Genomic DNA, 21,246 nt, shown 5'->3' on the forward strand with positions numbered 1-21,246 from the left:
GCTTAGAGTGGTGAACCATGACTGATCGCCCCTCCGCCCCGGAGCAGACCGTGCCCTCCGGCCCGAGGATCTCGTATCCCGCCGAGCTGCCCGTCTCCGGGCGCCGCGAGGACATCATGGAGGCGATCCGCGAGAACCAGGTCGTCGTGATCGCCGGCGCCACCGGCTCGGGCAAGACCACCCAGATCCCCAAGATGCTGCTCGAGCTCGGGTACGGGAAGAAGAATCGGCTGATCGGCCACACGCAGCCCCGGCGGATCGCCGCCCGCTCCGTCGCCCAGCGCATCGCGAGCGAGCTCGGCGAGAAGCTGGGGGAGGGGACCGTCGGCTTCCAGGTGCGCTTCACCCGCGAGACCGGCCGTGGCACCCGGCTGAAGCTCATGACCGACGGCATCCTGCTCGCCGAGATCGGTCGCGACAGGCTGCTGAAGCGCTACGACGCGATCATCATCGACGAGGCCCACGAGCGGTCCCTGAACATCGACGTGATCCTCGGCTACCTCCGTCAGATCCTGCCGCAGCGACCGGACCTGAAGATCATCATCACCTCGGCGACGATCGATCCCGAACGCTTCGCCGAGCACTTCGGTTCCGCGCTGCCCTCCGGCGAGCGGTAGAGCGCCCCGATCATCGAGGTCTCCGGTCGTACCTATCCGGTCGAGATCCGATACCGCCCGCTCGTGCTCGAGGCGGAGGTCGAGGAGGACGACGAGCTCGAGGACATCCACTCCGTCGAGCGCGATCTCACCCAGGCGATCACGGAGGCGGTCGACGAGCTCGCCGCCGAGGGCCCCGGGGACATGCTCGTCTTCCTCCCCGGGGAGCGGGAGATCCGCGAGATCTCGGAGGCGCTCACCGCCCATCTCGAGCAGGGGCGCAGGGGCCGCACGGCGCTGCCGGTGGAGGTGCTGCCGCTGTTCGGCCGTCTCTCCGCCCAGGATCAGCAGAAGATATTCAGCCCGCCCCCGTCCGGCACCTATCGCCGGATCATCTTGTCCACGAACGTCGCCGAGACGTCGCTGACCGTCCCCGGCATCGCCTATGTCATCGACGCCGGCCTCGCCCGCATCTCCCGCTACTCCCAGCGCACCAAGGTGCAGCGCCTGCCGATCGAACCGATCTCGCAGGCCAGCGCGAACCAGCGCTCGGGACGCTCCGGGCGAACCTCCGCCGGCATCGCGATCCGGCTGTTCTCCGAGGAGGACTTCGAGGGCAGGCCCGAGTTCACCGAACCGGAGATCCTGCGCACCTCGCTCGCCTCCGTGGTGCTGCTGATGACCTCGCTGGGGCTGGGGGACGTGGAGTCCTTCCCCTTCGTGGAACCGCCCGCCTCGCGTGCCATCACCGACGGTGTGCGCCTGCTCGACGAGCTCGGGGCGATCGAGGCCGCTCCGGGCGAGCCCGGCGGCCGCCGCCTCACCCGCGTCGGCACCGCGCTGGCCCGCTTCCCGCTGGACCCCCGCATGGCACGCATGCTCATCGAGGCGCATCGCCTCGGCGCGCTGCGCGAGGTGCTGATCATCGTCGCGGCGATGTCCATCCAGGACCCGCGCGAACGGCCGCTGGGCCAGGAGCAGCAGGCCAAGGAGAAGCACAAGCGCTTCGAGGACGAGACCAGTGACTTCCTCGCCTACCTCAACCTCTGGAACCATCTCCAGGAGCGCCGCAAGGCCCTGTCGAACTCCGCGTTCCGCCGCGAGGTGCGCTCCGAGCACCTGCACTACCTGCGGATCCGCGAGTGGTGGGATCTGCACTCCCAGCTCAAGGACATGGCCAAGGACTCGGATCTCTCGCGCAATGACAACGACGCCTCCCCGCAGGCGATCCACCAGGCGCTGCTGTCCGGCCTGCTCTCCCACGTCGGCCTGCAGGATGACCGCACCCGCGAGTACTCCGGCGCCCGCGGCGCCCGTTTCGCGCTGTGGCCCGGATCGGCGCTGGCCAAGAAGCGCCCGGATTACGTGATGGTCGCCGAGCTGGTGGAGACCTCACGGCTCTGGGGCCGCACTGCGGCCCGCATCGACCCGGCCTGGGCGGAGGAGACCGGCGCGCATGTGGTCAAGCGCTCCCACTCCGCGCCGCACTGGTCCTCGAAGCAGGCCAGCGCGATGGCGCACGAGAAGGTCACCCTCTACGGGGTGCCGATCGTCGCGGACCGTGTGGTCGGCTACGGACGCATCGACCCCCCGGCCGCCCGCGAGATCTTCCTCCAGAAGGCCCTGATCGAGGGCGACTGGCGCACCCGCCACCACTTCTTCCGGGACAACCGCGCCCTGATCACCGAGCTCGAGGAGCTCGAGGCGAAGACCCGGCGCCGGGATCTGCTGATCTCCGACGAGCAGCTCTTCCGCTTCTACGACGAGCGGATCCCCACCGAGGTCGTCTCCGGCGCCCACTTCGACAGCTGGTGGAAGAAGCAGCGCCACCAGACGCCGGACCTGCTCACCCTCACCGAGAAGGATCTGCTGGCTGCCGATGAGGGCGTGGCCGAGGCGATCGAGGCGGACTTCCCCGACACCTGGGTGCAGGGCGACATCACGCTGCCGCTGAGCTACTCCTTCGGGGACGTGGGCGCGAAGGGCACCGACGGGGTCACCGCCACGATCCCGCTCGCGGTCCTGAACCGCCTGCAGGACCGCGGCTTCGACTGGCTGGTCCCCGGAATGCGCGAGGAGCTGGTCACCGAGCTGATCCGCTCGCTGCCCAAGACGATCCGCCGGCACCTGGTTCCCGCGCCGGACCGCGCGACGTCGGTCGCCGCGACGCTGCACGACGACGACCCCGACGCCGGGGAGGCCTTCCTCGAGGCGGTCGCCGACGAGCTCGTGGCCCTGCCCGGCGTCCCGGACGACTTGCAGCTCTACGGCGCCGAGTTCGACACGGCGAAGCTCCCCGCTCACCTGCGGATGCATTTCCGGGTGGTCGACGACAAGGGCCGCGAGATCGGCTCCGGGGACGGCCTGGAGACGCTCAAGGACCAGCTGAAGAAGAGGGTGGACGCCTCGGTCACCGCGCAGGCCGACGGCCTCGCCCGGAAGGACGTTCCCGGGTTCCCCGAGGACGGCGTGACGATGATCCATGAATCCACGGTGGGCGGGCTGAAGGTCACCGGCTATCCCTCGCTGGTCGCGCGCCGAGGCGCCGACGGCCGGCTGGAGAGGGTGGACCTCGCCGTGCTCGCGACCGCCGACGAGCAGGCTCTCGCCCATCCGCAGGGCGTGATCGCCCTGCTCGACCGCGATCTCGGCTCCGATCTCTCCGCCGTGCTCAACGCCCTGCCCAATCCGACCAAGCTCGCGGTCGCCGGATCGGACTACGGGTCCACGGCGGCCCTGCTCGCAGATGCCTCCCGGGCGGCGACCGTGCACCTGGCCGGCTCGGCCCAGGTGCGCACGCGGGCGGAGTACGACGCGCTCGCGGCGACGGTCCGTGCACGCCACGACCAGGTCGCCGCGCAGGCGGTGAAGGACGCCGCCGCCGTGCTCGCGGTCAACGCGAAGCTGGCCAAGGAGCTGGGGAGGGCCCCGTCGCTCGCGGTGCTGTCCCACCTCACGCAGATCAAGGAGCACGCCGCCTCCCTGCTCGGGAACGGGTTCATCTCCCGCACGGGCATCGACCACCTGCCCGACCTGCGCCGCTACCTCGAGGCCGACGCGATACGGCTGGACAAGCTGCCCGAGAACCCGCGCCGCGACGAGCAGCTCGCCTGGCAGATCCGCGACCTCGAGCAGCACTGGGCCACCGCGAAGGCGAAGCTGTCCGCACGGCGCCGTGCCGAGCCGGCGGCCCGGGAGATCGACTGGCTGATCGAGGAGTTCCGGGTCAGCCTGTTCGCACAGACCCTGGGCACGAAGCAGACGGTCTCCGACAAGCGCATCCGCAAGGCGATCGCCGACCTCGGCTGAACTCCGGAGGCCGTGCCGCTCCTCGTGGGTCGTGGGCGGTGTGCGCCTCGGCGTCAGCACAGAGCGTGGTGCGCGGCACGCCGGGGCTGTCCCCGCGGTCACAGTGCAGAACTTTTACAACTCCTCTCGGTGCGGTCGGCCCGGCGGAGTCGGAATCCCGGCCCGACGCCCGATGCGCGGCGACGACCAGGAGCGATGCCCCGAACCCACGGTCACAGCGCAGGTCGGGTTCAGGTCAAGGCGATGAAAAGACCGATGCCGTTCTCGCCCCGTGCTCCGGACCAGGCCCTTCACGCGCCGTGATCATCTCGTTACGTTGGCACGGCCCGGAGCGAACCGGGCGGCTCCCCCTGCTCCCGCACCGTGTAAGGACCTCTGCTCCATGGCTGACTCCCTGACCGCTCCGCTCACCCGTCGTCGGCTCCTGCTCGCCGGCGCGCTCGGCCTCGCGGCCGCCACCTCGGTGGCGACGATCGCCCCTGCCAGCGCCGCCGACGAGGAATGGACCGAGGAGTTCATGACCCGCCCGGAGACTCGCGAGGGCTTCCTGGTCGACGACATGGACGACTGGCAGGTCGACAACGCCCGGTTCATCATCGCTGTGTGCAAGGGACACGGTCTCGGCGAGTCCGCCACGGTGATCACGCTGATCACGGCGATCGTGGAGTCCTGGCTGTACAACTACGATCCTGCCGTGGACGCCGATTCGGGCGGCCTGTTCCAGCAGCGCCCGTCGATGGGCTGGGGAACCGCCGCCGAGGTGCGCCACAAGAAGAAGGCGGTCGACGCCTTCCTCGGGCTGTCCGAGCATTCGCAGAACGCGGGCCTCACCCAGCTGGTCGCGGATCCCGAATCCTGGGATCCGGGCACCGCGGCGCAGACCGTGCAGTCCTCCGCCTTTCCGGACCGCTATGCCGAACAGGTCGCCAACGCGCGACTCCTCTGGCAGCGCCACGCCGCCGACGTGGACGCCTTCACCGACTGATCGGGACCAGGACCGAGCTGCTCCGCGACGGCACGACGCCGTCTGTCACGGAGGAGGGACCGTGCCTCGGCACGGCGGTGTCCCCGGTCGTGGGGCCAGGAGTGATGTGGATGTCCGGTGAGCGTCGGAGCGGCGCGCCCCCACAGACCACGTGACGTCGTTACGCTGAGCCCATGTCACCGTTGCCATCTGTGAGTTACTCCATCACGATCCGACTCGAGTTCGCCGCGCGATCCGCCGCGGTCAGCGACATCACCAGCAGGATCGAGAAACGCGGGGCCACGGTCACCGCACTCGATGTCTCGGCCTCCGGGCCCGAGCGGATGCGCGCTGATATCACCGTCCTCACCGCGGGTCACGATCACGCCATCGAGGTCGTCGACGACCTCAAGCAGGTCGAGGGGGTCGAGCTCGGGAAGGTCTCGGACCGCACCTTCCTCGCCCACCTCGGCGGCAAGCTCACCGTCGAGTCCAAGCTGCCGATCCGCCACCGTGACGACCTCTCGATGATCTACACCCCGGGCGTCGCCCGCGTGGTCAAGGCGATCGCCGAGAACCCCGAGGATGCCCGCCGCCTGACCATCAAGCGCAACACCGTCGCCGTGGTCTCGGACGGCTCCGCGATCCTGGGACTGGGCGATCTCGGACCGCTCGCCGCGATGCCGGTGATGGAGGGCAAGGCCGCCCTCTTCAAGCGCTTCGCCAACATCGACGCCTTCCCGATCTGCCTGGACGCCCACTCGGTCGACGACATCGTCTCCCACGTCAAGGCGATCGCCCCGGTGTTCGCCGGCATCAACCTCGAGGACATCTCGGCGCCCCGCTGCTTCGAGATCGAGGACCGGCTGCGCGCCGAGCTGGACATCCCCGTCTTCCATGACGATCAGCACGGCACGGCGATCGTCGTCGTCGCCGCGCTGCGCAACGCCCTGCGCGTGGTGGAGAAGGACATCTCCACAGCGCGGATCGTGCTCTCCGGCGCCGGGGCGGCCGGGACGGCGATCCTGCGGCTGCTGCGCGCCGCCGGCGCTCGCGACGTCATCGTCACCGACATCGACGGGATCGTCCACGAGGGGCGCGAGCAGCTCGAGGGCCGCCTGCCCTGGATCGCCGAGGTCACCAACCCGCGTGAGCTGACCGGCACGCTCCACGATGCGGTGGCCGGGGCCGATGTGTTCATCGGTGTCAGCGCCGGGGACATCCTCACCGCCGATGACGTCTCGACGATGGCCGAGCGATCCATCGTGTTCGCGATGGCGAACCCCACCCCGGAGATCGATCCGGCCGAGGCCGCCAAGTACGCCGAGGTCGTCGCCACCGGGCGCAGCGACTTCGCCAACCAGATCAACAACGTGCTGGCGTTCCCGGGCGTCTTCCGCGGGCTGCTCGATGCCCACGCGACCCGTGTCACCGATCGGATGCTGCTGGCGGCCGCGAAGGCGTTGGCCGACGTCGTCTCCACCGAGGAGCTCAACCCCACCTACATCGTGCCGAGCGTCTTCCACGAGGGCGTCACGAAGGCGGTGGCCGCGGCCGTCGAGCAGGTTGCGCGGGAGGACGCCGGGACGATCGACACGATCACCGGTGCGATGCCCGCGATCTACGCGGACGAGATCACGCTGGAGCGCTGAGCCTGCGGGCAACCCGCCCTCGGGATCCACGATCCCAGGAAGCACGGTCCCAGGACGGACGATCCTGTGATGCACGATCCCGGGCGGCAGGTCGGCGCGGCGCGCACCATGCGGTGGGCGCCGCGCCGTCCGTGCGCCTGGAAGATGCACCGGGCGGCGTACACGAGGCGGCGCAGCTGGGGTGGGGGACCCCGCGAGGGCAGGATCTCGCGATGCGTAACCGGGTTACGTAATCCAGTTTCTTTGTGTAGCTTGCTGACATGTCGTTCGTGTCACAACCTCTCACCGGCCTCGATCGGGTGCTCGCCGCCCCTGATCTCCTCCCTGCAGGCAGGATCGGGCTGCTCACCCACTTCGCCGCCGTCACGCAGGACCTCGACCGCGGGGTCGACGCGCTTCGTGCTGCGGGGATCGACCTGCGCTGCCTGATCTCCCCGGAGCACGGGTACTGGGGGACCGGACAGGCCGGCACCGGCAACGACGAGGACCGGGACCCGGCCTCCGGCCTGCCGGTGCTCGACGCCTACGAGCTGCAGGGCCGGGAGCTCGAGAACCTGGTCGCCGGTGCCGATATCGACCGGGTGGTCGTGGATCTCCAGGACATCGGCTGCCGGTTCTACACCTACATGTGGAGCATGACCGACGTCATGGCCGCCTGCGCGGCCCTCGACCTGCCGCTCACCGTGCTGGACCGGCCCGCCCCGCTCGCCACCACGGCGCTCGGCCCGGGCCTCGACCCGCGCTGCTCGAGCTTCGTGGGCCGGTTCGGCGTCCCGCTGCGCCATGGCACCCGGATCGGCGGCATCGCCCGCACCATCGCTGCGGACCACCTGGAGCATCCGCTGGACCTCCAGATCATCGAGGCGCCCGGGGCCGACGGCACCGCGCCGTGGGTCGCGCCCTCCCCGAACATGCCCACGCTGACCACGGTCGCGCTCTACCCCGGCACCGGCCTGCTGGAAGGCGCCGCCCTGAGCGAAGGGCGCGGCACCACCCGCCCCTTCGAGGTCTTCGGGGCACCCTGGTGCGGTCCGGAGCTCACCGCCGCGCTGCGTGAGCTCGACCTGCCGGGGGTCCGCTTCCGCGAGTCCAACTATCGCCCCACCCACAGCGCGTTCGTCGGCGAGCGCGTCCAGGGGGTGCAGGTGCATCTGCGGGCCGACGCCGACCCCGCCGGCTTCGATCCTCTGCGGATCGGTCATGCGATCCTGTCCACCGTCGCCCGGCTCTACCCCGACCAGCCGCTCTGGCGCGAGGCAGCGCCCGGCCGACCGGAGTTCATCGATCTGCTGTGGGGCTCGGCCGCTCTGCGGGAGGGCATCGCCGACCATGCCGACTACGAGGAGATCCTGGCGGCGTCCCCGGCCCCGATCGAGCTGCGGCGATGAGCCCCGCGACACCGACCTCCCCGGCGGTCTCGACCCCCGGTGTGCACCTGCGCACCGGGCTGCGCCCCGGCGACGTCGACGCCCTGAGCGCTCTGACCTCCACCTCCCGGACCGCGGTGCTGGGCACGGGACTGATGGCGGACCTCCTGGCCGCCGGACGTGACAGCGACACGGTGGTGATCGTCGCGGAGAGCGCGGACGGTCCGCTCGGCTACGTCCATCTCGACCTCTCCGCACCGGACGGATCGGCCTGGCTGGTCAGCGGCGCGGTCGATCCGACTCATCGTCGCCGGGGTATCGGGAGCGCGCTCCTGCAGGCCGCGACGGATGCCGCTCGGGAGCGAGGAGCCCGTGACCTGCGTATCAGCGGCCGCCCGCACGGCTATGCCGCCCCCGGGGTCGATGCCGACGCCGACCCCGGGACGGCGGCGTTCCTCGAGGTCCACGGTGGTCGTCCCGCCGGCTGCGCGCTGGCCATGCACCGCACGCTCCACGATCTCGAGCCGGCCCCCCGGCCGCCCGAGATCGGCATCCGTGCCTGCACCCAGCAGGACCTCGAGGAGCTCTGCGGAATGGTCCGCGAGCACCTCGCCGCGGACTGGGCCGAGACGCTCCGGGCCCACGTCGAGGGCGGCGGGGCGACGGAGCGGATCCTGCTGGCCCGCAGCGCGTCGCACGAGCTGCTCGGCGTCGCCTGCTGGGGTGTCGTCGGCCGCGATCCCACACGTTTCGGACCCTTCGGAGTGTCCCCCGCGGCCCGCGGCCGGGGCGTCGGTGGCGCGCTGCTGGACGCCACCCTGCTCCACATGGCCGGGTCGGGCCTCGGCCACGCCTGGTTCCAGTGGACCGGGCCGGACTCGCCCGCGCATCGCCTCTACACCTCGCGAGGGTTCACCTCGCTGCGCACATTCACGTCGTACACGGTGCCCACGGATCACGGAGACGTGATCCGCGCACAGGAAGGAACCACCCGATGACACCAGAGGTCACCCGCCGAGCACTGATGCTCGGCTCCGTCGGTGCCGCCGGCACGGCGGCGCTCGCCGGCTGCTCCGGGAAGGACGCGGCGGGCGCGGACCTGCCGCTGCGGATCCACGCGAACGACTCCACCACCTTCCAGCCCAATTTCAACCCCTACGGCGGCGTGCCCCTGCAGGGCGCGAGCGGTCTGATCTACGAGAACCTCCGGCTCGCCACCGCCATGACCCCGGGGGAGTCCGAGCCCTGGCTCGCGACGGAGCTGGTCTGGAACGAGGGGGGCACCGAGCTCGTCCTCACCCTGCGCGACGACGTCCATTTCGTCGACGGAGAGCCGCTGGACGCTGACGACGTCGTGTACACATTCCTGATGCACCGTGACTTCCCGGCCACCAACACGGTGGCCCTGGGCGTCGTCGACGCCACCGCGGTGGATCCCACGACGGTACGGATCGAGTTCGAGAGCACGTCCTTCGCCCAGGAGTCGGACATCTGCACCCGGCCGATCGTGCCCGAGCACGTGTTCTCCGCCTTCGAGGACCCCTCGACGGAGCAGATCGCCGAGCCCATGGGCAGCGGCCCGTACCGGCTCGAGCGCTTCTCCGACCAGCTGTACACCTTCGTGAAGAACGACGAGCACTGGGCGGCCGACGAGTTCGAGCCGCGCGAGCTCGCCTGGCCCTCGTTCACCACGCAGACCATGAACACCGCCCTGCAGGCCGGGGAGATCGACTGGTCCGGCGGGTTCATCGCCAACATCGACAAGATCTTCGTGGAGCACGACCCTGAGAACCGTGGCTACTGGTATCCCGGCAACGGCACCGTGAACCTCACGCTGAACCTCGAGAAGGAGCTGTTCCAGGACCTCGAGCTGCGGCGCGGGATCAGCCTGGCCGTGGACCGGCAGGAGATCGCCGAGATCGCGTACATGAAGTACTTCGGACCACCCCACCCCACGGGGCTGCCCCGTCCCACCTATGAGGAGTTCATCGCCGAGGAGTACCGGGACCTCGAGTTCGAGGTGGATGTCGAGAAGGCCGAGACGGTGCTCGACGACGCCGGGTACCCCCGTGGCGAGGACGGGACCCGGGTCGCCCCCGACGGCACCCCCCTCGTCTTCGACCTGCCGATCCCCTCGAGCTACAACGATTGGGTGACCACGAGCCAGATCCTCGGTTCCCAGCTGCGGAAGATCGGCATCACGCTCACCCCGCGCGGCATCTCCTTCGAGCAGTGGCTCGAGGCGCGCGACACCGGCAACTTCGACATCACCATCTCCACGGCCGGGGCAGGGCAGAACCCCTGGTACCTCTACCGCTCGATGCTCTCCTCGGAGTACCGCACCGAAGGGGACGAGCCGGTGGTCGCGAACTTCCAGCGCTGGTACGACGACGAGACCGACGAGCTGCTGCGCACCTTCTCCGACACCGACGACGAGGAGGAGCAGCGTACGGCCGTCGAGGGCCTGCAGCGGATCATGATCGAGCAGATGCCCACGCTGCCGATCGTCACCGCACCGAACTGGTTCAACTACAACACCGAGGTCTGGACGGGATTCCCGAACGAGGACGACCCCTATGCGCTGGGAGCGCCCGTGCAGAACGCCGACCGGGTCATGGTGCTGCGCAACCTGACCAGGACCACGAACTGAGGCGGAGGAGCAACCGATGAGATATCTGCTGAAGAAGCTGGGCCTGTACGCGTTCATCGCCTGGGCCGCCCTGACCCTGAACTTCCTGATCCCGAGGCTCATGCCCGGTGACCCCGTGCGTGTGCTCATCGCCGGGTCCGAGGGACAGATCGAACCGGAGGCCGCCGAGGCGATCGCCGCCCAGTTCGGCATCTCCGACGACCCGCTGATCATCCAGTACGGGCGCTACCTCGCCGATCTGGCGCACTTCGACCTCGGGGTGTCCCTGAGCAACTATCCGGTGCCCGTCATCGACATCATCTCCGGGGCGATGCCCTGGACGATGATCCTGGTCGGCGTCTCCACCGTGGTCAGCTTCGTGCTGGGCACCGGTCTGGGCGTGCTGCTCGCCTGGCGGCGCGGCACCTGGTCCGACCATGTGCTGCCCGCCCTGACCTTCCTCAACGCGATCCCGTACTTCTGGATGGCCCTGATCCTGGTCCTGATCCTCGCGGTGACGTTCGGCTGGTTCCCCTACGCCGGGGCCTACGACCGCACCATGTTCCCCGAGCTGAGCCCGTCGTTCATCGGCTCGGTGGTTTTCCACGCCGCGCTGCCCGCTCTGACCATCGTGATCGGCTCCTTCGCCGGCTGGGTGCTGCAGATGCGCAACATGACCGTCACCATCCTCGGCGAGGACTACGTCTCGATGGCTGAGGCGAAGGGCCTGCCGAATCGGATGGTGCTGTTCGGATACGCCGCCCGCAACGCCATCCTGCCCAGCATCACCGGCTTCGCCCTCGCGCTCGGCGCGGTCGTCGGCGGATCGATGCTCACCGAGGTGATCTTCAACTATCCGGGACTGGGATACACCCTCTTCCAGGCCGTCTCCGCCCAGGACTTCCCGCTCATGCAGGGACTGTTCCTCGTCATCTCGCTCGCAGTCATCGTCGCGAACCTCATCGCGGACGCCGCCTACGTGTTCCTCGATCCGCGCACTCGTCAGGGGGCCTGAGCCATGTCCATCTCCTCACTCATCCCGAAGAGCGGGAAGGTCCGTGCGGGGCTGATCATCGTGATCGTCTTCGTCGTGCTCGCCGTCTTCGGCCCGATGATCTCCCGCTTCGACCCGAACTCGACGTCGTTCGACATGCTCGAGCCCCCGTCGGGCCGGCACTGGCTGGGCACCACGCAGACCGGCCAGGACGTCTTCGCCCAGTTCATGACGGGCGCCCGCACGTCCCTCCTGGTGGGCCTGCTCGCCGGCGTCGTCTCCCAGGTGGCCTCCGTGGCCGTGGGCCTGCTGGGCGGGTACCTCCGCGGGGTCGCCGACGACCTGCTGTACATCCTCACCGCGGTGTTCCTCGTGATCCCCGGGATGCCCCTGCTGATCGTGCTCACCGGGTACCTGCCCTCCCGGGGCCTGCTCTCGATCGCGATCGTCATCGCGATCACCTCCTGGGCCGGCTCCGCCCGCGTGATCCGCGCCCAGACCCTCTCGCTGCGCAACCGCGAGTTCGTCGAGGCGGCCCGCGCGACCGGCGAGAGCCGGCTGCGGATCATGTTCTACGAGGTCCTGCCCAACATGCTGCCGCTGGTGGCCTCGGGCTTCCTGTTCTCCGTGATCGGCGGCATCCTCTCCGAGGCGGGCCTCGCCTTCCTCGGCCTCGGATCGCTGACCACCACCAGCTGGGGCTCGATGCTCTACTTCGCCCAGAACTCCCAGGCCCTGCTCGCGGGCGCCTGGTGGTGGTACGTGCCGCCGGGCCTCGCTATCGCCGTGATCGGCGCGGGACTCGCCCTGATCAACTTCGCGATCGACGAGTACTCCAATCCGCGCCTGCGCACCGGGTCCGCCGCCCGGGCCGGCAGCCGTGGCAGCCGGGCCGCCGGCGCCGACGCGACCGCCGCGAACGTCCAGGCCTCCGGGACCGCGTCGGCGGCCTCCGCCGCCCCGGGCGGGGCCACTCCGGCGACCGCCGAGCATGTCGCCCTCACGGAGGACCGCGACGGAGGTCCCGATCCGGACAGCACGCCGGAGACCGATCCGGATCTCGCGCCGCAGCTGCGGCCCTCGCCGATGCCGGGATCCCCGATCATCGAGGTCGACTCGCTGCGGGTGGACTATCCGACGGCGTTCGGCACGGTGCACGCCGTCCAGGACGTCTCGCTGACCCTGCGTCGCGGCGAGGTCCTGGGACTGGCGGGGGAGTCCGGGTCGGGCAAGTCCACGCTCACCAACGCGGTCACCCGTCTGCTGCGACCCCCGGCGGACGTGGCCGGCGGGTCGATCACCTACCGCGGGGAGGACGGCACCGCCACGGACATGCTGCACCTGGAGGACCGGGAGCTGCGTGCCCTGCGCTGGAACGAGATCGCCGTCGTGTTCCAGAGCGCGATGAACGCCCTCAACCCGGTCACCTCGATCCACGCCCAGTTCGACGACGTGATCCGGGTGCACCGGCCGGGCCTGCCGCCCGCCGAGCGCACCGCCATCGCGCGCGAGCACCTCGAACGGGTCGGGATCGAGGGGAACCGTCTGGAGGCGTATCCCCACGAGCTCTCCGGCGGCATGAAGCAGCGCGTCGCCATCGCCATCGCGCTCGTGCTCGAACCTGACGTGATCTTCATGGACGAGCCCACCACCGCCCTGGACCTGCTGGTCCAGCGCGATGTGCTCGACCAGATCATGCGGCTGCGCGAGGAGTACGGCTTCGCGATCGTGTTCACCACGCACGACCTCGCGCTGCTGCTGGAGATCTCCGACTCCATCGCCGTGATGCGGCACGGCGAGCTCGTCGAGTACGGCCCGGCCGTGGACATCTACCGCGATCCCCGCCACCCGTACACCAAGAACCTGCTGTCCTCGCTCGCAGAACTGGGGAGCCTCGCATGACCCTCACCGACACCACCGACGGATCCTCCGCCCGGGCCCACGCCCGGGTGGTCCTGGAAGGCCGCAACCTCGTCAAGGAGTACCCGGTCGGCGCCCGGTCCGGCCTGCTGCGCCGGCAGCAGACGATGCGGGCGGTCGATGACGTCTCGATCTCGCTGGTCCAGGGCAGGGTCACCGCCCTCGTGGGCCAGAGCGGCTCGGGGAAGTCGACGCTGGGCAGGATGCTCGCCCGCCTGATCCCCTCCACCTCGGGCCGGATCCTGCTGGAGGGGCGCGACGTGCCCACGAGCGGCAGCTCGAGGCACCGGGAGTACGTGGGGGACGTGCAGCTCACGCTGCAGGACCCCTTCGCCTCCCTGAACCCGCTGCGGCGGATCGCCTACACGCTGGGGCGCGCGGTGCGCATCCATCAGGACGCCCGCGGCGAGGCCGCCGTGCACGAGCGGTGCATCCAGCTGCTCGAGCGCGTCGGCCTCACCCCGGCCGAGCGCTATCTCGACCGGTTCCCGCACGAGCTCTCCGGCGGCGAGCGCCAGCGCGTGTCCTTCGCCCGGGCGCTCGCCGCCTCCCCGAAGGTGCTGATCGCCGACGAACCGGTCTCGATGCTCGATGTCACGATCCGCAAGGAGATGCTCGACCTCATCGACTCGCTGCGCCGCGACGAGGACCTCGCCGTCCTCTACATCACCCATGACCTGGGCAGCGCGCGACGCTACAGCGATCAGGTGATGGTCATGCACCATGGCCGCGTGGTCGAGCAGGGCGAGAGCCATGCGGTGATCGACGACCCGCAGGACGAGTACACGAAGCGACTGCTGGCCGCCGCGCCCAACCCGGGCGCCCGACTGGGCTGATCGACCCGCCGCTCAGACGAACGCGATGCGGGCCAGCCCGCGCCGGGACCGGTCGACCGTGAACCGCGTCCGGCGCGGGTGGACCCGGTTGGTCAGCAGCACGGCGACGGTGCCCGTGGTCGGATCGGCGAGGACCGAGGTGCCGGTGAACCCGGGATGCCCGACGACCCTGGGCAGCACCTCGCCCGGGGCGAGCTCCTGACCCAGCCGCAGCCCGAAGGCCTGCCGCCAGGGAGCGCCGGTGCCCACTCCGGTGGGCAGCTGGTCGCTGGTCAGCAGTGTCCGCACCGTCGGTGAGAACGTCGGCCCCGGTCCTCGACCGGCCAGGACCCGTCCGAGGGCGAGCGCGTCGTCGAGGGTCGCGAAGACCCCTGCATTGCCGGCGCCGCCCACGGACCACGCCGTCTCGTCATGGGTGGACCCGCGCACCAGCCCGCGCGGCGGGTCCTCCTGGTATTCAGTGGCTGCGGCACGAGCGGCCTCCTCGGCGGGCGGCGCCCAGCCTGCGCTCGTCGCCCCGGCGGGGTCGAGCACGCGCACCCTTGCCAGCTCCGGCAGCGGGGTGTCGGTCAGCCCTTCGAGCAGGGAGCCCAGCAGGATGAAGCCGATGCAGGAGTAGGCGTGCGCGGTGCCGGGTGCGGTGGCGAGCTGCGCCCCGGCGACGGCGGCCAGGCGCTGCTCGCGGCCGCCGGGGACCTGCCACAGCGGCATGACCGGCGGCAGCCCTGCGGTATGCGTCAGCAGCTGCCGCACCGTGATCGACGGGTGCGGCGACGGGAGGTGCTCGGCGACCGGGGCCTCCGGATCCAGCAGCCCGTCGTCGATGAGCGTGGCCGCGGTGAGCGTCGTGACGACCTTGGTCACCGAGGCCATGTCGAACAGCGTGTCTCCCACGAGCGGGATGATCTCGGGGGAGTCCGCGGGCAGGCGGGTGCCATCGGCGTCGAAGAGTGCTGTCGTGCCCGCGAGCGCGCGGGCGAGGGGGCGGCCCGGGCTGTCCACGGCGGCCGCCGCGGCGACGGCGCCCTCGATCGTGGGGCCGTCCGCGGGCGAGGTCGCTGCGTCCCGGGTCAGCGTGGCGACCAGGTCCTCGAGCCGGTGCTGCACGGCGCCGTCCCTCGGGTCCGGTGCGTCGGTGTCCTCCATGCGCGTCATGTTCTCCTGTACTCCTCGAGGGCGTCGTAGGTGGTGCGCAGGGCGTCGACCGTGTCCTCGCGGCTGCGCTGGGCGATCGCCACGAACAGGCAGTCCACGACGAGCAGCTGGGCCGATCGGGAGGCCATCGCTCCGGAGCGGTAGGTGGATTCGCGCACCGAGGTGTGCAGCACGATGTCGGCCTGCGCGACCACCGGGCCCTCGATGCTGTTGGTGAGGGCGATCGTCCGGGCTCCGGCGGTCCGGGCCCGGGAGAGGACGGCGGCGACCTCGTGGGTCGAGCCGCTGTGGGAGAACCCCAGCGCCACCTGGCCCGGTCCCATCAGGGCGGCGGCGGCGAGCGCATCGTGGGTGTCCCGGAGGCAGCGGGCGTTGCGCCCGATCCGCTGGAGCTTGCGCTCGAGGTCGCCCGCCGCGGAGGCCGACGCGCTGATGCCGTGCAGGAGCACCATCGGGGCGTCGGCGAGGGCCTCGACGGCGCGGTGGAGCTCGGCGATGTCGAGCGTCGCGGCCGTCTCCTCGATGCCCAGGGCCTCGGTCAGGGCGATGTCCGCGACGATCTGCGCGAGCGTGGAGTCCGCCGGGAGATCGGCCCCGTGGGTGCTGCCGCGACGGAGGCGGCGCACCTGCTCCGAGGCCAGCTCCCCGGCGAGCGTGAGCCGCAGATCCGCATAGCCCGCGAGCCCCAGCCGCTGGCACAGACGCACCACGGTGGGCTCGGAGGTGGCACAGGCGGCGGCCAGATCGGTGATGGTGCCCTGGAGGATCCGGTGCGGGTCCTCCAGGATCGCGTCGGCCACCCGGCGCATCGACGGCGGCAGCTGCTCCCGGACGGCCTGCAGGTGGGACTGGGTGCTCATGCGCCGATCGTAGGGGCGGTTCAGCGCGGGGGAGCGGGGTTCTCGGGAACCTGATCAATCTGTGACCTGACGGGATCCACCGGCTCGGCGCGCCCCGTGCCGCTCTGCTCGATCCGGTCCGGTGCGAAGGCGTCCGGCTCGATCCCGTCCCGCTCGAGGCGAGCTCCCGAGCGGTCGCGGCGCAGCCGCTCCCCCAGCCAGAGACCCACTCCCAGGGCGATGCCGATGACGTCGAAGAGCACGTCGGCGGCCTCCGCGCCGCGCTCGGGGAGGAGCACCAGCTGGACCAGCTCGATGAACAGACCATGAGCGAGCGCGACGAGCACGATCCACCCCATGGGGAAGCGCCGACGAGGGGCCAGCAGCCGCCCGGCTGCCCAGACCGTCAGCGCGAACACCAGCAGGTGGACTGCCTTGTCGAGGCCGGGCATCTCGGTACCGGGAGTGCCGGACGGGAGCGAGGGCAGATAGAACCCGACGTTCAGCACCAGCGCGAGCACGAGCACGCCGAGGCGTCCGGGAAGGGACCCCCCTACGTGTTGGATCTCGTGGGGCAGGCGGCGGAGGAACTCGGCGACGACGTCCATGCCCGGCATTGTTCCAGCGTCGGCGGCTGTCTCCGGGGAGGCAGGGCCGCTAGGCTCACGGCAGCACGACATCGATCGAGGGAGTTGCCCATGTCCTCCACATCCGACCCGTCCCGGCTGGACCCGTACAGCGACGACCCCGGGGCCGCGCCGGGCAGCACCGCGGTGCTGGACCGTCAGCTCCAGGAGAAGGAGCAGACCACCGACGACGGTGACCACGACCGCTATGCCCACTACGTGCGCAAGGACCGGATCACGCAGGCCGCGCTCGGCGGCACGCCGGTGATCGCCCTGTGCGGCAAGGTCTGGGTGCCGGGCCGGGATCCCGAGAAGTACCCGGTGTGCCCGGAGTGCAAGGAGATCTACGAGGGCTTCCGCGATCCGCAGGACGGCGGCGGCGACGGCAAGGGCGGCTCCGGAGGGAAGGGCGGCGGGTTCCGCGGCTTCTTCGGCGGTCGACGCTGACCCCTCGCCGCGGCCGCGCGCGTGATCGCTCGGGTGACTGCCCGGGTGGTCGCCCGGGCCGCGACGCGCCCGCGGACTTCCTCACATCGCGCCGGTGCGCGGGTCGTCGTACCGCGGCGGTACGGTGGATCACGCCGTGAATACCACCCCGTCCTTGTTCTCCACGAGCGATCCCCGCCAGCCCTCCGAGGCAGCCGCGCGATCGCTTCCCGTCGCCTACCCGGAACGCGCCGCCTGGGGCACCGTCCCCAAGCTGCGTGCCTGGCAGTCCGAGGCGCTCGAGCTGTATCGCAGCCGCGCCCCGAAGGACTTCCTGGCTGTCGCGACCCCCGGCGCCGGCAAGACCACCTTCGCCCTGCAGGTCGCTGCCGGGCTGCTCTCCGAGGGCACCGTCCGCCGCATCACGGTGGTCGCCCCGACTGAGCACCTGAAGACCCAATGGGCCGACGCCGCCGCCCGCGTGGGCATCTCGCTGGACCCGAACTTCTCCAACGCCCAGGGCGCCCATGGCTCCCACTACCAGGGCGTGGCGGTGACCTATGCCCAGGTGGGCATGCACCCTGCCCTGCACCGCGCACGCACCGAGGCGGATCGCACGCTGGTGATCCTGGACGAGATCCACCACGCCGGAGATTCCCTCACCTGGGGTGACGGCGTGCGTGATGCGTTCGATCCCGCGGTGCGTCGCCTGTCCCTGACCGGAACCCCGTTCCGCTCCGACGCCTCGCAGATCCCCTTCGTGATCTACGAGGAGGACGGCGAGGGCTTCTCCCGGTCCAAGGCGGACTACGTCTACGGCTACGGAGAGGCGCTGCGCGACCACGTCGTGCGCCCCGTGCTCTTCATGACCTACTCCGGGCGCATGCACTGGCGCACCAAGACCGGTGACGAGGTCTCTGCGCAGCTCGGCGCGCTCGAGACCAAGGACATCACCCAGCAGGCCTGGCGGACCGCGCTGGATCCGAACGGCGAATGGATGCAGTCGGTCCTCTCGGCCGCCGATCGACGCCTGACCGAGGTGCGTCGCCACGTCCCGGACGCCGGTGGGCTCGTGATCGCGACCGACCAGAAGGCGGCACGCGCCTATGCCGCGACCCTCCAGGACATCACCGGCCAGGCGCCCACCGTCGTGCTCTCGGACGACGCCGGCGCCGGCAAGCGCATCGAGGACTTCTCCGACTCCGACGATCGCTGGATGGTCGCAGTCCGCATGGTGTCCGAGGGCGTCGACGTGCCGCGCCTCTCCGTCGGCGTCTACGCCACCTCGACCTCGACGCCCATGTTCTTCGCGCAGGCCGTCGGCCGCTTCGTGCGCTCGCGGACCCGTGGCGAGACCGCGAGCGTCTTCCTGCCCACGGTCCCCATCCTCATGGCCCACGCCGCCGAGCTGGAGGCGGAGCGCGACCACGTGCTGGACCTGCGCCCGGCCAGCGGCGACGAGGTCACCGGCCTGGACGAGAGCCTGATCGAGGAGGCGAACCGTCCCGAGCAGACCAGCGACCAGCTCGAGATGACCTTCGAGGCCCTCGAGTCCGAGGCCTCCTTCGACCGCGTGCTGTTCGACGGCGGCGAGTACGGGGCCGGCGGCATGGCCGGCAGCGAGGACGAGCAGGAGTTCCTGGGGATCCCCGGCCTGCTCGACGCCGATCAGATGCGCACCGTGCTCCAGCAGCAGCAGGCCCAGCAGCAGGAGCGGCGCAAGCGCAACGGCTCCGCGGACCAGCCCGTCACCCCCGGGGTCGTGGACCACCGCCAGCTGATGGAGCTGCGCAAGGAGCTCAGCACGCTGGTCTCGGCGTGGGCGAAGAAGTCCAGCATCCCGCACGGATCGGTCCACAACACCCTGCGCAGCCGGTGCGGCGGGCCCGCGGTGGCCCAGGCCAGCGCTGAGCAGATCCAGGCGCGCATCGGCGTCGTGCGCGGCTGGTTCGTCGGCCGCCGCTGAGCTCCTCAGGCTCGCCCGCTGACCCCGTCCGGCCCGCCCGCTGACCCCGCCCGGCGACCAGCCCGTGCCGGTCGCCGGCGCCCTGTACGCCCTGGGCCTCGCATCCATCGGCTCCTTGTTGTGATGCTGATCACGAGCTAGGGTCGATGGGGGAGAGCGGCGCCGACCGAGTCGACGTCGACCGAGTCGAGCGAGGGGCCCCTATGTGTTTCCATCGGGTGTGGCCGGCGATCGTGCTGATCAGCGCACCGCTGATCGCCTGGGCGATGTTCCCGCGGACGGGGTGGATCTACACCTGCATGGTGCTCGGGATGGGAATCGCCCTGGCTCTTGCCGCGGCGACGCCTCGGGCCTGGAGCGCCTCGGCACGACGTCAGGTCGCGATCGCCGCACTCGTGCTGTGCATCGGCGGGATCGCTCTGGTGGGGCTCCGCGTCGGTGATCCGATGGCGGCCGTCCCCTTCCTCGCCGGGATCGGTGGAGCCATCACGGTGCACAGGAGAATCCTGCCGGACCGGCGTGGGGACCACCCGGGTGCTGGTGCCCCCGGGACCATCCAGCTGCGGAGCACCTGAGGCGACTCCGCTCAGCTCAGCACGCGTGCGGCCTCGGCGCCGTCGGTGACGGTGGGGATCGCGACCGGACCGTCGGGCCCGTCGTCGGGGGACAGGCCCAGCTCGGCGACCGAGGCGGCATGACGCCTCCGCGCCGCCTCGACCACGTCGGGCGCCCGCAGGTCCTGCACCGGCCTGCCGGCCAGGATCAGCGGCCTCTGCAGAGGCCGCAGCGAGGTCCGCTTCCAGTCGGGGTTCGACTGGCCGGAGGTCAGCTCGGCGATCAGCTCCCGCTCGAACTCGGCGACCTCCTCCTCGCCCGGCAGCACCAGCTCCGCATGGGCACGATCACCCACGATCGTGCGGTAAGCGGCCTTGCCGGCACCGAGCGTGGCCTTGTCCTGGGACCGCTTGCCGACGGGGTGCATCGTCCTGTCTGACCCTTCGCGCTCGACGAGCTTGTAGACGAAGCCGGGGGCAGGATGACCGCCGCCGGTGACCAGGCGCGTCCCGATGCCGTATCCATCCAGCGGTGCCTCGGTGAGCTCCTCGAGGCGGTACTCGTCGAGGTCGCCGGTGGCGGTGATCCGCGTGCCCGTGGCGCCGAGGGAGTCGAGCAGGGCTCGCACCTCGTGGGCCTGCACCCCGAGGTCCCCGGAGTCCAGGCGCACGGCGCCCAGCTGCGGCCCGGCGATCTCGACCGCCGTGCGCACGGCGGTCGCGACGTCGTAGGTGTCCACCAGCACGGTGGTCCCCGCACCCTGGGAGGCGATCTGGGCGCGGAAGGCCTCCTCCTCGGTGTCGAACAGGAGCGTGAACGCGTGGGCCGCGGTCCCGGCGACCGGGATGCGATAGTGCGCGCCGGCGGCGAGGTTCGAGGTGGAGTCGAAGCCGACGATGTAGGCCGCGCGGGCGGCGGCGATCGCGGCGTCCTCGTGGACCCGGCGCCCACCCATCTCGATGCAGGGACGGCCCCGGGCGGCGGTGATCATCCGCGATCCCGCCGAGGCGATGCCGCTGTCGTGGTTGAGGATGGACAGCACGACGGTCTCGAGCATCACCGCGTCCTCGAAGGTGCCCTCGATCCGCAGCACCGGCGAGTTCGGGAAGAACAGCTCGCCCTCCTCGTACCCGTGCACGTCCCCCGTGAAGCGGTACGCCGCGAGATGGTCGAGAGTCTCCTCGTCGAGCATCCCGGACCGGCGCAGGTAGCGCAGGTCGGCGTCGTCGAAGCGGAAGTCGGCGATCGCGTCGAGCACGCGGCCGGTCCCGGCGAGCACCCCGTAGCGGCGACCCTCGGGGAGAGAACGGGTGAACACCTCGAAGACGCAGCGTCGCGATGCCGTGCCCGCCTCGCGGGCACCGTGCAGCATCGTCAGCTCGTAGAGGTCGGTGAGCAGGGCAGAAGTCACA

15 protein-coding genes and 1 pseudogene are annotated in these 21,246 nt (G+C 70.8%); 12 read left to right on the forward strand and 4 right to left on the reverse strand.

The annotated features are described in order from the left end of the window. Window positions 1-17: 17 nt before the first annotated feature. The 9 genes and pseudogenes from hrpA to ACT3T5_RS12660 all read left to right on the forward strand — a co-directional run bounded on the left by hrpA (window position 18) and on the right by ACT3T5_RS12660 (window position 14,267). Window positions 18-3,905: pseudogene (gene hrpA / locus ACT3T5_RS12620) on the forward strand (ATP-dependent RNA helicase HrpA). A 382-nt stretch (window positions 3,906-4,287) separates the two neighbouring features. Next, entirely contained in the window at window positions 4,288-4,890 is a 603-nt protein-coding gene (locus ACT3T5_RS12625; RefSeq protein ID WP_444577941.1) for a hypothetical protein, read from the forward strand. Between the two features lie 173 nt (window positions 4,891-5,063). Then, on the forward strand, window positions 5,064-6,521 hold the full coding sequence (locus tag ACT3T5_RS12630; protein WP_444577942.1) for an NAD-dependent malic enzyme: 1,458 nt from the start codon (window positions 5,064-5,066) through the stop codon (window positions 6,519-6,521). A gap of 260 nt (window positions 6,522-6,781) precedes the next feature. Further along, complete coding sequence (locus tag ACT3T5_RS12635; protein ID WP_444577943.1) at window positions 6,782-7,909, forward strand: exo-beta-N-acetylmuramidase NamZ family protein; 1,128 nt, start codon at window positions 6,782-6,784, stop codon at window positions 7,907-7,909. Next, window positions 7,906-8,886, forward strand: a complete 981-nt coding sequence (locus ACT3T5_RS12640) for a GNAT family N-acetyltransferase (protein WP_444594503.1) — start codon at window positions 7,906-7,908, stop codon at window positions 8,884-8,886. The genes ACT3T5_RS12635 and ACT3T5_RS12640 overlap by 4 nt, the downstream gene beginning before the upstream one ends. Continuing rightward, window positions 8,883-10,538 (forward strand): ABC transporter substrate-binding protein, encoded by a 1,656-nt coding sequence (locus tag ACT3T5_RS12645; protein WP_444594504.1) that lies wholly within the window; start codon window positions 8,883-8,885, stop codon window positions 10,536-10,538. The genes ACT3T5_RS12640 and ACT3T5_RS12645 overlap by 4 nt, the downstream gene beginning before the upstream one ends. Before the next feature lie 16 nt (window positions 10,539-10,554). Then, window positions 10,555-11,532, forward strand: a complete 978-nt coding sequence (locus tag ACT3T5_RS12650) for an ABC transporter permease (protein WP_444577946.1) — start codon at window positions 10,555-10,557, stop codon at window positions 11,530-11,532. 3 nt (window positions 11,533-11,535) lie between these two features. Beyond that, window positions 11,536-13,413, forward strand: coding sequence for a dipeptide/oligopeptide/nickel ABC transporter permease/ATP-binding protein (locus ACT3T5_RS12655; RefSeq protein ID WP_444594505.1), 1,878 nt, complete (start codon window positions 11,536-11,538; stop codon window positions 13,411-13,413). Continuing rightward, window positions 13,410-14,267 carry an ABC transporter ATP-binding protein gene (locus tag ACT3T5_RS12660; RefSeq protein WP_443397691.1) on the forward strand — a complete coding sequence of 286 codons (858 nt, stop codon included), beginning with the start codon at window positions 13,410-13,412 and terminating at the stop codon, window positions 14,265-14,267. The genes ACT3T5_RS12655 and ACT3T5_RS12660 overlap by 4 nt, the downstream gene beginning before the upstream one ends. 12 nt (window positions 14,268-14,279) lie before the next feature. On the opposite strand, the gene ACT3T5_RS12665 is transcribed toward ACT3T5_RS12660, so the two are convergent. Genes ACT3T5_RS12665 through ACT3T5_RS12675 form a run of 3 tightly spaced genes read right to left on the reverse strand, consistent with a single transcriptional unit; the run spans window position 14,280 to window position 16,869 of the window. After that, complete coding sequence (locus tag ACT3T5_RS12665) at window positions 14,280-15,422, reverse strand: serine hydrolase domain-containing protein (RefSeq protein WP_444577948.1); 1,143 nt, start codon at window positions 15,420-15,422, stop codon at window positions 14,280-14,282. After that, window positions 15,419-16,282: a MurR/RpiR family transcriptional regulator gene (locus ACT3T5_RS12670; RefSeq protein WP_444577949.1), complete on the reverse strand. Its 864-nt coding sequence runs from the start codon at window positions 16,280-16,282 to the stop codon at window positions 15,419-15,421. Before ACT3T5_RS12670 ends, ACT3T5_RS12665 begins: the two co-directional genes overlap by 4 nt. 20 nt (window positions 16,283-16,302) lie before the next feature. Continuing rightward, window positions 16,303-16,869: a VanZ family protein gene (locus ACT3T5_RS12675; protein ID WP_444594506.1), complete on the reverse strand. Its 567-nt coding sequence runs from the start codon at window positions 16,867-16,869 to the stop codon at window positions 16,303-16,305. A 90-nt stretch (window positions 16,870-16,959) separates the two neighbouring features. On the opposite strand from ACT3T5_RS12675, the gene ACT3T5_RS12680 reads away from it, so the two are divergent. From ACT3T5_RS12680 to ACT3T5_RS12690, 3 genes are all read left to right on the forward strand, one after another. Continuing rightward, window positions 16,960-17,334, forward strand: a complete 375-nt coding sequence (locus ACT3T5_RS12680) for a DUF3039 domain-containing protein (RefSeq protein WP_444577951.1) — start codon at window positions 16,960-16,962, stop codon at window positions 17,332-17,334. A 154-nt stretch (window positions 17,335-17,488) separates the two neighbouring features. Then, window positions 17,489-19,279 carry a DEAD/DEAH box helicase gene (locus tag ACT3T5_RS12685; protein WP_444577991.1) on the forward strand — a complete coding sequence of 597 codons (1,791 nt, stop codon included), beginning with the start codon at window positions 17,489-17,491 and terminating at the stop codon, window positions 19,277-19,279. 203 nt (window positions 19,280-19,482) lie between these two features. Next, on the forward strand, window positions 19,483-19,854 hold the full coding sequence (locus ACT3T5_RS12690) for a hypothetical protein (RefSeq protein WP_444577952.1): 372 nt from the start codon (window positions 19,483-19,485) through the stop codon (window positions 19,852-19,854). Window positions 19,855-19,865: 11 nt separating this feature from the next. Here the strand turns inward: ACT3T5_RS12690 and ACT3T5_RS12695 are convergent, their stop codons facing one another. Next, a complete protein-coding gene (locus tag ACT3T5_RS12695) occupies window positions 19,866-21,245 on the reverse strand; it encodes a nicotinate phosphoribosyltransferase (RefSeq protein WP_444577953.1) in 1,380 nt (459 codons plus the stop codon). Window position 21,246 lies beyond the last annotated feature (1 nt).

Origin of the sequence: Brachybacterium sp. AOP3-A1-3 (assembly GCF_052378285.1) — a bacterium.
In the GTDB taxonomy this organism is placed as follows: Bacteria; Actinomycetota; Actinomycetes; order Actinomycetales; family Dermabacteraceae; genus Brachybacterium.

What these genes read in the sequence shown, in the direction of transcription:
- ACT3T5_RS12625 (WP_444577941.1), top strand. Translation starts at nt 4,288, where the DNA reads ATGGCTGACTCCCTGACCGCTCCGCTCACCCGTCGTCGGCTCCTGCTC.
- ACT3T5_RS12630 (WP_444577942.1), top strand. Translation starts at nt 5,064, where the DNA reads ATGTCACCGTTGCCATCTGTGAGTTACTCCATCACGATCCGACTCGAG.
- ACT3T5_RS12635 (WP_444577943.1), top strand. Translation starts at nt 6,782, where the DNA reads ATGTCGTTCGTGTCACAACCTCTCACCGGCCTCGATCGGGTGCTCGCC.
- ACT3T5_RS12640 (WP_444594503.1), top strand. Translation starts at nt 7,906, where the DNA reads ATGAGCCCCGCGACACCGACCTCCCCGGCGGTCTCGACCCCCGGTGTG.
- ACT3T5_RS12645 (WP_444594504.1), top strand. Translation starts at nt 8,883, where the DNA reads ATGACACCAGAGGTCACCCGCCGAGCACTGATGCTCGGCTCCGTCGGT.
- ACT3T5_RS12650 (WP_444577946.1), top strand. Translation starts at nt 10,555, where the DNA reads ATGAGATATCTGCTGAAGAAGCTGGGCCTGTACGCGTTCATCGCCTGG.
- ACT3T5_RS12655 (WP_444594505.1), top strand. Translation starts at nt 11,536, where the DNA reads ATGTCCATCTCCTCACTCATCCCGAAGAGCGGGAAGGTCCGTGCGGGG.
- ACT3T5_RS12660 (WP_443397691.1), top strand. Translation starts at nt 13,410, where the DNA reads ATGACCCTCACCGACACCACCGACGGATCCTCCGCCCGGGCCCACGCC.
- ACT3T5_RS12665 (WP_444577948.1), bottom strand. Translation starts at nt 15,422, where the DNA reads ATGACGCGCATGGAGGACACCGACGCACCGGACCCGAGGGACGGCGCC.
- ACT3T5_RS12670 (WP_444577949.1), bottom strand. Translation starts at nt 16,282, where the DNA reads ATGAGCACCCAGTCCCACCTGCAGGCCGTCCGGGAGCAGCTGCCGCCG.
- ACT3T5_RS12675 (WP_444594506.1), bottom strand. Translation starts at nt 16,869, where the DNA reads ATGGACGTCGTCGCCGAGTTCCTCCGCCGCCTGCCCCACGAGATCCAA.
- ACT3T5_RS12680 (WP_444577951.1), top strand. Translation starts at nt 16,960, where the DNA reads ATGTCCTCCACATCCGACCCGTCCCGGCTGGACCCGTACAGCGACGAC.
- ACT3T5_RS12690 (WP_444577952.1), top strand. Translation starts at nt 19,483, where the DNA reads ATGTGTTTCCATCGGGTGTGGCCGGCGATCGTGCTGATCAGCGCACCG.